Origin of the sequence: Pseudomonas sp. rhizo25 (genome assembly GCF_031931935.1) — a bacterium.
Taxonomy (GTDB): domain Bacteria; phylum Pseudomonadota; class Gammaproteobacteria; order Pseudomonadales; family Pseudomonadaceae; genus Aquipseudomonas; species Aquipseudomonas synxantha.
The window spans coordinates 1-15221 of sequence record NZ_JAUJXA010000001.1; the positions used below are offsets into that span (position 1 = coordinate 1).

A 15221-nucleotide genomic window follows, 5' to 3' on the forward strand; every position below is an offset into this window, starting at 1 on the left:
GATAGCGGTCTAAGGCCTTACGAATACCTCAGCGCATGGGCCGGCTCAATCTTCGCCGCCCGATACGCCGGGTAAATCGTTGCCAAAAAGCTCAATACAAACCCCGCCGAACATATCAGCAACACGTCCCCACCCTGCAGTTCCGAAGGCAGGTTGCTGACGAAGTACACATCCGAGCTGAAGATATGCTGCCCGCTGACCCGCTCCAGCCAGCCCACCAGCTCACTGACATTCAGCGCTGCGATCACCCCCAGCACCCCGCCAATCAGGGTGCCGACCACACCAATCACCGTGCCCTGGACCATGAAGATCGCCATGATCTGCCGGGGCGTGGCGCCGATGGTGCGCAGGATCGCGATGTCCGCGCCCTTGTCGTTCACCACCATGATCAAGGTGGCGATGATGTTGAACGCGGCCACGGCGACGATCATCAGCAACAGCAGGCCGATCATGGTCTTTTCCATTTTCATCGCGCTGAACAGGCTGCCCTGGGTGTGAGTCCAGTCATCGGGCTTGTAGGCTGCGCCCAGGCTGGCGGCGATATCCGCAGAGACGGTCGGCGCTGCGTACAAGTCCTTCACCGCCAGGCGCACGCTTTGCACCTGGTTGGGCTGCCAATGCTGGATTTCTGCCGCGTCGGCCATGTGGATCAGCGCCATGGAGCCATCCAGCTCGGCGCCCACCTTGAAGATACCCACCACGTTCAGCCGTTGCATGCGCGGTGTGATGCCACCTGGGGCGCTGCTGAGTTCCGGCACGATCAGGGTCAGCTTGTCGCCCACATTCAGGCGGAAGCGGCGTGCGGTGATATCGCCGACCACCACGCCGAACTCACCGGGCTTCAGGTCGTCCAGCTTGCCGCGCACAATGTGCTGGGTCACGATCGACACCTTGCCTTCCTGGACCGGGTCGATGCCGCTGATCTCGATCGGCTGCATGGCGCCCTTGTAGGAGAACATACCGTCCATCTGCGTGAAGGGTACGGCGGCGGTGACTTGCGGATTCTTCATCGCCGCGGCGGCCACCGGTTGCCAATCATCAATCGGCTTTACGCCGACGATGGTGGCGTGGGGCACCATGCCGAGGATGCGCGAGCTCATTTCGCGCTGGAAGCCGTTCATCACCGAGAGCACCACGATCATCGCCAATACGCCCAGGGCGAGGCCGATCATCGAGGTCATCGAGATAAACGAGACAAAACGGTTGCGGCGCTTGGCGCGGGTATAGCGCGTGCCGATGAAAATGGATAACGGTCTGAACATTCGCGTACACCGCCTGAAAAAATGAAAAAGCCCGACGCCAGGCGCCAGGCTTGAAACAGGTCAGATGGTGACCAGGTGACCTTCCTGCAGGTGCAACACGCGGTCCATCTGCCGGGCCATGCTCATGTCATGGGTCACCACCAGGAACGCGGTGCGCATCTGGGTGCTCAGTTCCAGCATCAAGTCCTTGATGCCCTGGGCGGTGTGGGAGTCGAGGTTGCCGGTAGGCTCGTCGAGCATCACCAGGCCCGGGTTGTTCACCAGGGCGCGGGCAATCGCCACACGCTGGCGCTCGCCGCCGGACAGTTCGGCCGGCTTGTGCTCCAGGCGGTGGCCGAGGCCGACGCGCTCCAGCAAGGCGGTGGCACGTTGGCGCGCCTCCGGGATCGCGGTCTTGCCGATCAACAGCGGCATGCACACGTTTTCCAGGGCGGTGAATTCCGGCAACAGGTGGTGGAACTGGTACACAAAGCCCAACGAACGGTTGCGCAGTTGCCCACGGGCCTTTTCATTCAACGCCGAAAGCTCTTCACCGGCCAGCCACACGCTGCCCTGGGACGGCGTATCGAGGCCGCCCAGCAGGTTGAGCAAGGTACTTTTGCCGGAACCTGAACTGCCGACGATTGCCACGCGCTCGCCCGGGTGCAGTTCAAGTTGCAGGTTGGACAGCACCACCACAGACTCCGGGCCTTCCTCGTAGGATTTGCCCAGGTTGCGGCAGCTCAGGATTGCTTTTTCACTCATGCCCGATTCACTCATAACGTAATGCCTGTGCTGGCTGGGTACGTGCCGCGCGCCAGGCTGGATACAGGGTGGCAAGGAAACTCAGGACCAACGCAGCGCCGCCCACCATCAGCACGTCCTGGGTTTGCACCTGGGACGGCAAGTAGTCGATGAAGTAGACGTCGGCGTTGAGAAACTTGTGGCCGATCACTTTTTCTAGCAGGGCGATGGCGGCGCTGACGTTCAACGCGGCGAGGATGCCCACCGCCGTGCCGATCAAGGTGCCGACCACGCCGATCACGGTGCCCTGCACCATGAAGATCGCCATGATCTGCCCCGGCGTGGCACCTAGGGTGCGCAGGATGGCGATATCGCCCTTCTTGTCGTTCACTACCATCACCAGCGTGGAAATGATGTTGAAGGCAGCAACCGCCACGATCAGCAGCAACAGCAGGCCGATCATGGCTTTTTCCATGCGGATGGCCTGGTACAGGTTGCCGTGGGTGCGGGTCCAGTCGCGGGCATAGTACTGCGACTCGCCCAGGTGCTGGGCGATTTCCCAGGCGCCGCGCGGCGCATCGAACAGGTCATTGAATTTCAGGCGCAGACCCTGCACCTGGTCCGGCTGCCAGCGATGCAGGCGGGCCAGGTCGGTGAGGTTAGTCAGGCCGATGTAACCGTCGATCTCGCCGGCGCCGACATGGAAGGTGCCAACCACGGTAAAGCGCTTCATGCGCGGGAACATGCCGGCCGGGGTCACAGTGACTTCCGGAGCGACGAAGGTCAGCTTGTCACCGACGCCCACGCCGAGCTTGGCCGCGGCCTTGTCGCCGATGACGATGCCAAAACTGCCGGGCGCCAGGTCGTCGAGCTTACCCTGCAGCATGAACCGGTCGATGATCGAGACGTTGCGCTCCTGGGCCGGGTCGATGGCATTGAGCAGAATCTTCTGCACCTTGCCGTCGTTGGTCAGCAACCCCTGCATCTGGGTAAACGGCGCAACGGCCACCACCTTGGGGTTCTGCTTGACCTTGGCGGCCAGGCTTTGCCAGTCATCGATGGGCGCGTCGCCCTCGATGGTCGCGTGGGGCACCATGCCCAGCACGCGGGTACGCATCTCATGATCGAAGCCGTTCATCACCGACAGCACCACGATCATCACGACCACGCCCAGGGCGAGACCGATCATCGAGGTCAAGGAAATGAACGACACAAAATGATTGCGACGCTTTGCACGGGTATAACGCGTGCCAATAAATACGAAGAGAGGTCTGAACATGTCGGGGCTTGTTCGGAGGAAAAGAAGACGTCCCGGTGGCGGGGTCTGGTAAGCAGCTTTACACTCAGACCATTACCGTAACCTGGGGTTCGCCATGTCGACATTAGATGAAGAAGAGCGCCGCGAATACTACCGTATCGACGACATGATCGCACTTCAAATCAGCACATTGTCTGGCCCCGAAGCGGCGAGCAAGGAAGTGTTGCTGGATGATTCGCCGCTGTTCAACCTGCTCAGCGAACTGCACCTGAGCGAATTCGAAGCCCAGCACCTGCTGCGCCAGATCAGCGAGAAAGACCGCAGCCTGGCAGCGTTCCTCAAGGTGCAGAACAAACGCCTGGACCTGCTCAGCCAGGTCATGGCCCGCGGCCTGCTCAATGAAGTGGGCGCGCCGCAACCGGTGATCCTTTCCGAGGGCGGCATCGACTTCCAGCACCCTACCCCGCTGGCACCCGATACTCACCTGGCAGTCAAGCTGGTGCTGATGCCCCAGGCGCTCGGCCTGTTGCTGCGCGCGCGGGTGACCCATTGCGACCCCAAGGGCGACAGCTTTGATGTGGGCACGGAATTCGAATCCATGACCGATGCCCAACGCCAGTTGCTGGCGCGCTACATCCTGCAGAAACAGGCGCAGGAACGGCGCCTGGCGCGAGAACAAAGCGACGCCCAAGACACCTGAATTCGTATGACCCCGCCAGCTCACCTGGCGCAAAGGAGCAACTGTGACCCTGATCTACGGCCACCGCGGTGCCAAAGGCGAAGCACCGGAAAACACCCTGACCAGCTTTCAGGAGTGCCTCAAGCACGGCGTGCGCCGTTGCGAACTGGATTTGCACCTGTCCATGGACGGCGAGCTGATGGTCATCCACGACCCGACCCTCAAGCGCACCGCCGACCGGCGCGGCAAAGTCGTCGAGTACTCGGCGGCCGACCTGGTGAAAATGGACGCACGCAAAGGCGGCCCGGGCTGGGTCACCCCGTGCCCGATCCCGCGATTGGAGGAGCTGTTCGAAAAGTGCGACTTCGATCACTGGCAACTGGAAGTCAAAAGCGCCTCGCGCACCCGTGCTGCCACCACCGTGCTGGCAATCCGTGAAATGGCCGTGCGTTTTGGCCTGATGGACAAGGTCACCGTGACGTCAAGCTCGCGGGAAGTGCTCAAGGCGGCGGTCGAACTCACCCCGGACCTGTCACGTGGCCTGGTCGCCGAATATGCCTGGCTCGACCCGTTGAAGGTCGCGCAGAACTATGGCTGTGAATATTTGGCGTTGAACTGGACGCTGTGCACCCCTGAGCGGCTGGAAAAAGCCCAGCGCCAGGGCCTGCACGTGTCCGTGTGGACAGTCAACGAACCCGCGCTGATGCGCAGGCTCGCCGACTTCGGCGTAGATAGCCTGATTACAGACTTTCCCGGTTTGGCCACTGCCACCCTCGGGAATTACTGAAATCGGTCTCCCCGGCCGGCTCAGGCCACCGGCCGGAGCCGCTCAAAAAAGCCGGTTGAGGCCGTCGTAGGCGGCCACCCGATAGGCTTCGGCCATGGTCGGGTAGTTGAAGGTGGTGTTGACGAAATACTTGAGGGTGTTGAGATCACCCGGCTGGCTCATGATCGCCTGGCCGATGTGCACGATCTCCGACGCCTGGTAGCCGAAGCAATGCACGCCGAGGACCTCCAGGGTTTCACGGTGGAACAGAATCTTCAGCATGCCTTGCGGCTCACCGGCGATCTGCGCACGTGCCATGCTCTTGAAGAACGCCTTGCCGACTTCGTAAGGCACCTTGGCCTTGGTCAGTTCGTGCTCGTTCTTGCCGATGGAGCTGATCTCGGGAATCGTGTAGATCCCGGTCGGCACATCGTTCACGTAGCGCCAGCTGCCATTGTCGACGATGCTGCCGGCGGCCGAACGGCCCTGGTCATGGGCGGCGCTGGCCAGGCTCGGCCAGCCGATCACGTCACCGGCGCCGTAGATGTTGGTCACGCACGTGCGGTAGTTCTCGTCCACCTCGATCTGGCCCCGGGTGTTGACCTTGACCCCGATGTTTTCCATGCCCAGCTTGTCGGTGTTGCCGGTACGGCCGTTACACCACAGCAAGGCGTCGGCCTTGATCTTCTTGCCGGACTTGAGGTGCAGGATCACCCCGTTGTCCAGGCCTTCGACCCGCTCGTACTCTTCGTTGTGACGCACGGTGATGTTGTTGTTGCTGAAGTGGTAGCTCAACGCCTGGGAAATTTCCGAATCGAGGAAGCTGAGCAACTGGTCACGGTTGTCTACCAGCTCCACCAACACACCCAGGCCGCTGAAGATCGATGCGTATTCACAGCCGATCACGCCGGCGCCATAGATGATCAGTTTGCGCGGGGTGTGGCCCAGGCTGAGGATGGTGTCGCTATCGTAGATACGCGGGTGGTGGAAATCAATGTCCGCCGGGCGATACGGGCGCGAACCGGTGGCAATGATGATGTGCTTGGCCACCAGTTTCTCGACCACGCCATTGGCGCAGACCACTTCGACGGTTTGCTCGTCGGCGAAGCTGCCGGTGCCGAAGAACAGGTCGACGCGGTTGCGGGCGTAGTAGCCGGTACGCGAAGCGACTTGCTTGGAGATGACTTTTTCGGCGCTTTTCAACACGTCCGGGAACGAGAACCAACGTGGCTCGCCAATGGCCCGGAACATCGGGTTGGTGTTGAACTGCATGATCTGGCGCACGGAGTGACGCAACGCCTTGGACGGGATGGTACCCAGGTGGGTGCAGTTGCCGCCGACCTGGCGACGGCTATCGACCATCGCCACCTTGCGCCCTGCTTTGGCAGCGTTCATCGCCGCACCTTCTCCAGCTGGGCCGGAACCCAGTACCACCACGTCATAGTTGTAGACAGCCATGCGTACTCCTCAGAACAGGCCAGGCGTACGGTTGGACGCCGGGCTAAATCATGCCGCGGCCAGCGGTCATGAAGGACAATTTGGCTCAAGTGTGTGAACCGGGGCACAGTCTATAGAAGGCCGAGCGCGGCGAACATTAACCCTTGGTCGCGTCGTAGGCCAGTGTTGCCATACTACAGGACGCAAATCAGCGCCGAATTCAGGATGAGCCAGTATGCGACAACTATTTTTTTCTCCGATAGTTTAAGCGACAAGCTCCTCAATCACTGATACACACCCTCCACTGTAGGAGCGAGCTTGCTCGCGAAAAACCTGAGTACCACGCGTTAAACCAGAAGCGCTGCGTTATCGTTGATGGTTTTCGCGAGCAAGCTCGCTCCTACAGGTCCACATATGCCAGACACAAAAACGCCCCGAATAAGTCGGGGCGTTTTCATTCAGCGCTAAGGCTTAGCGCGGAAACGCAGGCGGGTTGACCCCAGCCATGTCTTCCATCACGCGAACCACCTGGCAGCTGTAGCCGAACTCGTTGTCGTACCACACGTACAGCACAACGCGGTTGTCCTGGGTGATGGTCGCCTCGGCGTCCACCACACCGGCGTGGCGCGAACCAACGAAGTCGGTGGAGACCACTTCCTGGGAATTGACGAAGTCGATTTGCTTGTGCAGATCGGAGTGCAGCGCCATGTAGCGCAGGTATTCGTTCATCTCTTCACGGGTGGCGGCTTTCTCAAGGTTCAGGTTGAGAATGGCCATCGACACGTTCGGCGTCGGCACGCGGATCGCGTTACCGGTCAGCTTGCCGGCCAGTTCAGGCAGGGCCTTGGCAGCAGCGGTGGCAGCACCGGTCTCGGTGATCACCATGTTCAACGCGGCGCTGCGACCACGGCGATCGCCCTTGTGGAAGTTGTCGATCAGGTTCTGGTCGTTGGTGTAGGAGTGAACGGTTTCAACGTGGCCGTTAACGATACCGAACTTGTCATTCACAGCTTTGAGCACCGGCACGATGGCGTTGGTGGTGCAGGAAGCGGCGGACACTATCTTGTCGTCAGCGGTGATTTCAGCGTGGTTGATACCGTGCACGATGTTCTTGAGCTTGCCTTTGCCAGGCGCGGTCAGCACAACGCGGTCGATACCCGGGCAAGCCAGGTGCTGGCCCAGGCCCTCGGCATCACGCCATACACCGGTGTTGTCCACCAGCAGGGCGTCCTGGATGCCGTACTGGGTGTAATCCACCTCAGTCGGGTTCTTAGCGTAGATCACCTGAATCAGGTTACCGTTGGCAGTGATGGTGTTGTTTTCTTCATCGATGGTGATGGTGCCGTTGAACGAACCATGTACCGAATCGCGACGCAGCAGGCTGGCGCGTTTGGTCAGGTCATTCTCGGCGCCTTTGCGCACCACGATGGCACGCAGGCGCAGGCCGTCGCCGCCACCGGTTTTCTCGATCAGGATGCGCGCCAGCAGGCGGCCGATACGCCCGAAGCCGTACAGCACCACGTCGGTGCCCTTGCGAGGCGCGGCGTTTTGCTGGCCAACCACATCGGCCATTTCTTCACGCACGAACTGCTCGGCGCTACGGCCGGCGCCTTCCTTGCGGAACTTGTAGGCCAGCTTGCCCAGGTCTACCGAGGCCGCGCCGAGCTTGAGCTCGCTCATGGCCTTGAGCAGTGGGAATGTTTCGTGGACGGAGAGTTCGCTGTCGTCGGCGGAACGATGGCGCGCAAAGCGGTGCGCCTTGAGAATCGCGATGACAGACTGGTTGATCAGGCTGCGGCCATAGATCGAGCTCACCACATTGTTATTGCGGTACAGCTGGCCGATAAGCGGAATCATCGCTTCTGCGAGTGCTTCACGGTCGATCCATTCACCAAGACACTGGTCGGGCTTCTGAGTCACGGGAACCTTCCACATGTAGGGGCTGAAAAAAGGGGCTACATTATGTCGCCCGACTGCACGATGAGCAATGCGCGAGGGGCAACAAAAAGCCCTTGCAAAAAAATACCACCGCGCTACAGCCCAGGAAATACGCGGGTTCCAGAAGGCCACTAGTTGAGCGGGCGGGCCGACTTGTCCGTAACACTCCTAAACATTCGCGCTTTTTGGCACTACATATTGAGTCAAAACCCGGCATTGTTTGTCTTAGCCACTACATTTCCTACAAACCGTAATAGGCACAGTCAGCAACTGACAGGCGGCACCTCGGGCCGTTACAATTACCGACTTTGTCGCAACGCTTGGAGCTCAACCTTCCGTGCCCGTTCTGCGTCTACCGCTTCTCCCTGCCGCGGCAGGTAAACAGCACTGGGGCAACCTGCCCGGTGCCGCCCTGAGCCTGGCCATAGCCGAGGCTGCCAGCGCAGCCAAGCGCTTTACCCTGCTGCTTACCGCCGACAGCCAAAGTGCCGAACGGTTGGAGCAGGAGCTGAGCTTCTTCGCCCCGGATTTGCCGGTGCTGCATTTTCCCGACTGGGAAACCCTGCCCTACGACCTGTTCTCGCCGCACCAGGACATCATCTCCCAGCGCATCGCCAGCCTGTACCGCCTACCGGAACTGGCCCACGGCGTGCTGGTGGTGCCGATCACCACGGCCCTGCATCGCCTGGCGCCGACCAAGTTCCTGCTCGGCAGCAGTCTGGTGCTGGATATCGGCCAGAAGCTCGACGTAGAACAGATGCGCACGCGCCTGGAAGCCAGCGGCTACCGCTGCGTCGACACGGTGTACGAGCACGGTGAGTTCGCAGTGCGCGGCGCCCTGATCGACCTGTTCCCGATGGGCAGCAAGTTGCCGTATCGCATCGACCTGTTCGATGACGAAATCGAGACCTTGCGCACCTTCGATCCGGAAAACCAGCGCTCCATCGACAAGGTCGACTCGATCAAGCTGCTGCCGGCGCGGGAATTCCCGCTGCAAAAAGATGCGGTGACGCGCTTCAAGGCGCGCTTTCGTGAACGCTTTGACGTGGACTTCCGTCGCTGCCCAATCTTCCAGGACTTAAGCAGCGGGATTACCCCAGCGGGTATCGAGTACTACCTGCCATTGTTCTTCGACGAAACCTCCACCCTCTTCGACTACCTGCCCCAGGACACCCAGGTGTTCTCGTTGCCGGGTATCGAGCAGGCGGCGGAAAACTTCTGGAACGACGTGCGCAACCGCTATGAAGAGCGCCGCGTCGATCCGTCTCGGCCTTTATTGCCGCCCGCAGAACTGTTCCTGCCGGTGGAAGACTGCTTCGCCCGTCTGAAAAACTGGCCGCGTGTAGTTGCCAGCCAGCAGGATGTGGACGCCGGCAGTGGCCGTGAGCGCTTCCCGGCGGGGATGCTGCCGGACCTGGCGATCCAGGCCAAGGCAACCCAGCCGCTGGAAGCGCTGTCCAATTTCCTTGGCGACTTCCCCGGTCGCGTGCTCTTCACCGCCGAGTCCGCCGGGCGCCGCGAAGTGCTGTTGGAGCTATTGGAACGCCTGAAACTGCGGCCGAAGACGGTCGACAGTTGGCCGGATTTTGTAAATAGCAAAGAGCGCCTGGCGATCACCATCGCGCCGTTGGACGAGGGCTTGTTGCTGGACAACCCGGCCCTTGCCTTGATCGCCGAAAGCCCGCTGTTCGGCCAGCGTGTGATGCAGCGCCGTCGCCGTGAGAAGCGCGCAGACGCCAACAATGATGCGGTGATCAAGAACCTCACCGAACTGCGCGAAGGCGCGCCGGTGGTGCATATCGACCACGGCGTCGGTCGCTACCTGGGCTTGCAGACCCTGGAGATCGACAACCAGGCCGCCGAATTCCTCACCATGGAATACGCCGAAGGCGCCAAGCTCTACGTGCCGGTGGCCAGCCTGCACCTGATCGCCCGCTACACCGGCAGCGACGACGCCCTGGCACCGCTGCACCGCCTGGGCTCCGAGACCTGGCAGAAAGCCAAGCGCAAGGCTGCCGAACAGGTGCGCGACGTGGCTGCCGAGTTGCTCGACATCTATGCCCGCCGCGCGGCCCGCGAAGGCTATGCCTTCGCCGACCCGAAAGCCGACTACGCCACCTTCAGCGCCGGCTTCGCCTTCGAAGAAACCCCGGACCAGCAGACCACCATCGAAGCGGTGCGCGCCGACATGCTCGCGCCCAAGCCGATGGACCGCCTGGTGTGTGGCGACGTGGGCTTCGGCAAAACCGAAGTGGCCATGCGCGCAGCCTTCATTGCGGTACACGGCGGCAAGCAAGTGGCGATCCTGGTGCCCACTACCCTGCTCGCCCAGCAGCACTACAACAGCTTCCGCGACCGTTTTGCCGACTGGCCGGTGACCGTGGAGGTGATGAGCCGCTTCAAGTCCGCCAAGGAAGTGAACGCCGCCATCGCCGATTTGGCCGAGGGCAAGATCGATATCGTCATCGGCACCCACAAACTGCTGTCGGACGATGTGAAGATCAAGAATCTGGGCCTGGTGATCATCGACGAAGAACACCGCTTCGGTGTGCGTCAGAAAGAACAGCTCAAGGCCCTGCGCAGTGAAGTCGACATTCTTACCCTGACCGCCACGCCGATTCCGCGCACGCTGAACATGGCGGTGTCGGGCATGCGCGACCTGTCGATCATCGCTACGCCGCCGGCGCGTCGCCTGTCGGTGCGCACCTTTGTGATGGAACAGAACAAGAGCACGGTCAAGGAAGCACTGCTGCGCGAACTGCTGCGTGGCGGCCAGGTTTACTACCTGCACAACGATGTGAAGACCATCGAGAAATGTGCCGCCGACCTCGCCGAGCTGGTGCCCGAAGCACGCATCGCCATCGGCCACGGGCAGATGCGCGAGCGCGAACTCGAGCAGGTGATGAGCGACTTCTACCACAAGCGCTTCAACGTGCTGATCGCCTCGACCATCATCGAGACCGGCATCGACGTGCCGAGCGCCAACACCATCATCATCGAGCGTGCCGACAAGTTCGGCCTGGCCCAGCTGCACCAGCTGCGCGGGCGCGTCGGGCGCAGTCACCACCAGGCGTATGCCTACCTGCTCACACCGCCGCGCCAACAGATCACCTCCGATGCGGAAAAGCGCCTGGAAGCGATCGCCAACACCCAGGACCTGGGTGCCGGCTTTGTATTGGCCACCAACGACCTGGAAATCCGTGGCGCCGGCGAACTGCTCGGTGATGGCCAGAGCGGCCAGATCCAGGCAGTCGGCTTCACCCTGTATATGGAGATGCTCGAACGCGCAGTGAAAGCCATCCGCAAGGGCGAGCAACCGAACCTCGACCAACCCCTGGGCGGCGGCCCGGAGATCAACCTGCGCCTGCCGGCGTTGATTCCCGAAGACTACCTGCCGGATGTGCATGCACGGCTGATCCTGTACAAGCGCATTGCCTCGGCGACTGACGAAGAAGGTCTCAAGGACCTGCAAGTGGAAATGATCGACCGCTTCGGCCTGCTGCCGGAACCGACCAAGAACCTGGTGCGCCTGACCCTGCTCAAGTTGCAGGCCGAGCAGTTGGGGATCAAGAAGGTCGACGCCGGGCCGCAAGGTGGGCGTATCGAATTCGAAGCGCAGACGCCGGTAGACCCCTTGGTGCTGATCAAGCTGATCCAGGGCCAGCCCAACCGCTACAAGTTCGAAGGGGCTACGCTGTTCAAGTTCATGGTGCCGATGGAACGTGCCGAAGAACGCTTCAATACCCTGGAGGCGCTGTTTGAGCGCCTCCTTCCGAAATCCCCTTGAAGGACGCCGCCATGCGCCTGTTCCGCATTCTGAGCCTGTTGTTGGTGGTACTCGCGCCTTCGGCATTTGCCGACAGCCCGTACCAGGTGGAAATGATCCTGGTGCGCCAGAATGCGGAGCCGGTGATCAACAGCCGCGCCGCCCCGGAAAACTGGGATGGCGGCGCCCAGCGCCTGGGCGAGCGGCTGAGCCCGCCGCGCCTGGGCAACATCGTCGAAAAATTGCGCGCCGACTCCAACTACACCGTGCTCGCGCACAAGGCCTGGGAACAGAATCTGGGCGAGCAGCCGGTAAAGATCGCGATCACCGACGGCCAGGAGCAATTCGGCCAGTTTCCTATCGAGGGTGTGTTGAGCCTGCAATTGGGTCGTTTCACCGACATCGATGCCGATTTCTGGATCAACCAGTTCGACGGCAACGGCAGCGTGATCGCCAGTGAACACCTGGCGCAGAAAGACGTACGCACCAAGAACAACCAGCTTAATTACCTGGACGGCGGCCACCTGGCGTTGTTGATCAAGATCACCTCGCTGACCGCCAAGCCGCCCAGCGCACCACCGCCCGACATGCAGGACTGATCCAGCGCCATGCCCCTCACTTCGCCTCTGACCAAACCCCTGGCCCCTTCGTGGGCCAATCGCTTCAAAGAGCAGAGCCTGGAGCGCGGGCGGCGTTACGCACTGGAAAACCGCGTGCGTATCGTCGAGTGCGGTGACAGCACCATTACCGCCAGTTGCGAAGGCTCCGGCGGTAACGTCTATCGGCAAACCATCTCGTTGCGTGAGTCGGCCAAGGGCCTGCTGATCCTGGTGGATAGCCGCTGTACCTGCCCGGTGCACACCAACTGTAAACACATCGCGGCGGTGCTGCTCAAGGTTCAGGAAACCCTGGCCTACCCGGCGGCAACCCAAGATGCGCAACTGCTGGAAAAACTCCAGGCCGTGCTGGATAACCGCGTGGTCCTGCCGCAGGTGGTCATGGAGGACGTGCGGCCCGTGCCGCGCCTGTGGCTGGCCAGCGTCGAGTTCAGCGCGTTCGAACCGCGCAACGGCAAGATGCAGCGCTATATCCAGCACCGTGCGGCACTGTCGTTCAACTACCTGGGCAATTACGTCAGTGGGCAAAAGAACGCCGATATCATCGTGCGCCAGGACACCCAGAGCCTGCGAATCAAGCGCCATCCCGAGCAGGAACAAGCCTGTCGCGAACAACTGCGCTTGCTGGGTTTCAAGATCGCCACGCGCCAAAGCAAGGCCTTGCCTGAAAGCGCCGGCGAGCTGTTCGAGATGGTCAATGACAGCGCCTGGCTGAACTTCACGCTCAACTCATCGCCGACGCTGCGGGCCGAGGACTGGGAGCTGCAAATCGATGAAGACTTCGGTTTCGACCTGAGCCCGGTGGACGACTGGTACGCCAGCGTCGATGAAGCGCCGGAGCGTGACTGGTTCGACCTGGAGTTGGGCATCATCGTCAATGGCGAGCGGTTGAGCCTGCTGCCGATCCTGTTGAACCTGATGCGCTCCCACACCGAGATCCTCAACCCGGAAAAACTCGCAAGGCGCCGCGATGATGAACTGATCCTGGTGAATATTCCCGGGCTGCCCAACGGCCACGGCCCGCTGCAAGTGGCGCTGCCCTACGGGCGCTTGAAGCCGGTGCTGGCGACTCTCGGCGAGTTCTACCTGCAGGAAACCGGCACCACGACGTTGCGCCTGGCCAAGGCCGACGCGATCAGGCTCAACCCGCTGGAAGACCTGCCGTTGCAATGGGAAGGCGGCGAGAAGATCCGCAACTTCGCCCAACGCCTGCGGGACATCAAGAACTTCACCTGCGTCGCGCCCGAGGGCCTGAACGCAACCTTGCGCCCCTATCAACTGGAAGGCTTGAGCTGGATGCAGTCACTGCGACAGCTGGAAGTGGGCGGGATTCTCGCGGACGATATGGGCCTGGGCAAAACCCTGCAAACCCTGGCGCATATTCTCACCGAGAAAATCGCCGGGCGCCTTGATCGGCCCTGCATGGTCGTGATGCCCACCAGTCTGATTCCGAACTGGCTCGATGAAGCTGCGCACTTCACCCCGCAACTGCGGGTGCAGGCGCTGTACGGCGCAGGGCGCAAGAAACACTTCGCCAACCTGCACGACTACGACCTGCTGCTGACCACTTATGCCCTGCTGCCCAAGGACATCGACACGCTCGCCGCCCTGCCCTTGCATGTATTGATCCTGGATGAAGCGCAGTACATCAAGAACCCGTCCAGCAAGGCCGCCCAGGCCGCACGCGAGCTGAACGCCCGCCAGCGCCTGTGCCTGAGCGGCACGCCATTGGAAAACCACCTGGGTGAACTGTGGTCGCTGTTCCATTTCCTGTTGCCGGGTTGGCTGGGCGACGTGAAGAGCTTCAACCGTGATTACCGCGTGCCGATTGAAAAACGCGCCAGTGACGTGCGCTTGCAGCACCTCAACGGTCGGATCAAACCGTTCCTGCTGCGCCGCACCAAGGAACAGGTGGCGACCGAACTGCCACCCAAGACTGAGATCATCCACTGGGTCGACCTCAACGAGGCCCAGCGCGACGTGTACGAAACCATGCGTCTGGCCATGGATAAAAAAGTCCGCGACGAAATCACCCGCAAGGGCGTGGCCCGCAGCCAGATCATCATCCTTGAAGCGCTGCTCAAACTGCGACAAGTGTGCTGCGACCTGCGTCTGGTCAACGACGCCACTCTGCCGGCGCGTGGCAGCAGCTCGGGCAAGCTCGACAGCCTGATGGACATGCTCGACGAGCTGTTTGCCGAAGGCCGCAGGATTCTGCTGTTCTCGCAGTTCACTTCGATGCTGAGCCTGATCGAAATCGAACTGAAAAAACGCGGGATTGCCTACGCATTGCTGACCGGCCAGACCCGTGACCGACGTACACCGGTGAAGGATTTCCAGAGCGGCAAGTTGCAGATCTTTTTGATCAGCTTGAAGGCCGGTGGCGTGGGTTTGAACCTGACCGAAGCCGACACGGTGATTCACTACGACCCGTGGTGGAACCCGGCCACGGAAAACCAGGCCACCGACCGTGCGTATCGCATCGGGCAGGAAAAGCCAGTGTTTGTGTACAAGATGATTGCGCGGGGCACGGTGGAGGAGAAAATCCAGCACCTGCAGAAGGAGAAGTCCGACTTGGCGGCGGGCGTGCTGGATGGGCGTACGACTGGGGATTGGCAGTTGGGTAATGAAGAGATTGAGGCGTTGTTTGCGCCACTGCCCAACAAGCAAGAAAAGCGCTGACTGCTCCATCGCCATCGGGGGCAAGCCCCCTCCCACATTTTGATTTGTGAATAGATTCAAGTGTGGGAGCGGGCTTGCTCGCGAAGGGCGCGC

10 protein-coding genes are annotated in these 15221 nt (G+C 61.2%); 5 read left to right on the forward strand and 5 right to left on the reverse strand.

The window, feature by feature from the left end:
- Positions 1 to 17 precede the first annotated feature (17 nt).
- From QZR30_RS00005 to QZR30_RS00015, 3 genes are read right to left on the reverse strand one after another with little or no spacing between them, the layout of a single operon-like run.
- Positions 18 to 1262 (reverse strand): lipoprotein-releasing ABC transporter permease subunit, encoded by a 1245-nt coding sequence (locus QZR30_RS00005; RefSeq protein WP_311902811.1) that lies wholly within the window; start codon positions 1260 to 1262, stop codon positions 18 to 20.
- Between the two features lie 60 nt (positions 1263 to 1322).
- Positions 1323 to 2006, reverse strand: coding sequence for a lipoprotein-releasing ABC transporter ATP-binding protein LolD (gene lolD / locus QZR30_RS00010; RefSeq protein WP_311902812.1), 684 nt, complete (start codon positions 2004 to 2006; stop codon positions 1323 to 1325).
- Between the two features lie 7 nt (positions 2007 to 2013).
- Positions 2014 to 3264 carry a lipoprotein-releasing ABC transporter permease subunit gene (locus QZR30_RS00015; protein WP_046071505.1) on the reverse strand — a complete coding sequence of 417 codons (1251 nt, stop codon included), beginning with the start codon at positions 3262 to 3264 and terminating at the stop codon, positions 2014 to 2016.
- A 94-nt stretch (positions 3265 to 3358) separates the two neighbouring features.
- Here QZR30_RS00015 and QZR30_RS00020 point away from each other — a divergent pair, with 94 nt between their 5' ends.
- Positions 3359 to 3943, forward strand: coding sequence for a PilZ domain-containing protein (locus QZR30_RS00020; protein WP_046071504.1), 585 nt, complete (start codon positions 3359 to 3361; stop codon positions 3941 to 3943).
- Positions 3944 to 3986: 43 nt separating this feature from the next.
- Complete coding sequence (locus tag QZR30_RS00025) at positions 3987 to 4709, forward strand: glycerophosphodiester phosphodiesterase (protein ID WP_046071503.1); 723 nt, start codon at positions 3987 to 3989, stop codon at positions 4707 to 4709.
- Positions 4710 to 4751: 42 nt separating this feature from the next.
- Here QZR30_RS00025 and sthA read toward each other — a convergent pair whose 3' ends face one another.
- Both sthA and QZR30_RS00035 read right to left on the reverse strand, forming a co-directional pair.
- Positions 4752 to 6146 (reverse strand): Si-specific NAD(P)(+) transhydrogenase, encoded by a 1395-nt coding sequence (gene sthA, locus QZR30_RS00030; protein WP_046071502.1) that lies wholly within the window; start codon positions 6144 to 6146, stop codon positions 4752 to 4754.
- 450 nt (positions 6147 to 6596) lie between these two features.
- Positions 6597 to 8060 (reverse strand): glyceraldehyde-3-phosphate dehydrogenase, encoded by a 1464-nt coding sequence (locus QZR30_RS00035; RefSeq protein WP_043047491.1) that lies wholly within the window; start codon positions 8058 to 8060, stop codon positions 6597 to 6599.
- Between the two features lie 340 nt (positions 8061 to 8400).
- Between QZR30_RS00035 and mfd the strand changes: the two genes are divergently transcribed.
- The 3 genes from mfd to QZR30_RS00050 are packed head-to-tail and all read left to right on the forward strand — an operon-like array spanning position 8401 to position 15128.
- Positions 8401 to 11850: a transcription-repair coupling factor gene (mfd, locus tag QZR30_RS00040; RefSeq protein ID WP_311902813.1), complete on the forward strand. Its 3450-nt coding sequence runs from the start codon at positions 8401 to 8403 to the stop codon at positions 11848 to 11850.
- Positions 11851 to 11861: 11 nt separating this feature from the next.
- A complete protein-coding gene (locus tag QZR30_RS00045) occupies positions 11862 to 12428 on the forward strand; it encodes a CsiV family protein (RefSeq protein WP_046071500.1) in 567 nt (188 codons plus the stop codon).
- A 9-nt stretch (positions 12429 to 12437) separates the two neighbouring features.
- Entirely contained in the window at positions 12438 to 15128 is a 2691-nt protein-coding gene (locus tag QZR30_RS00050; protein WP_311902814.1) for a DEAD/DEAH box helicase, read from the forward strand.
- Positions 15129 to 15221 lie beyond the last annotated feature (93 nt).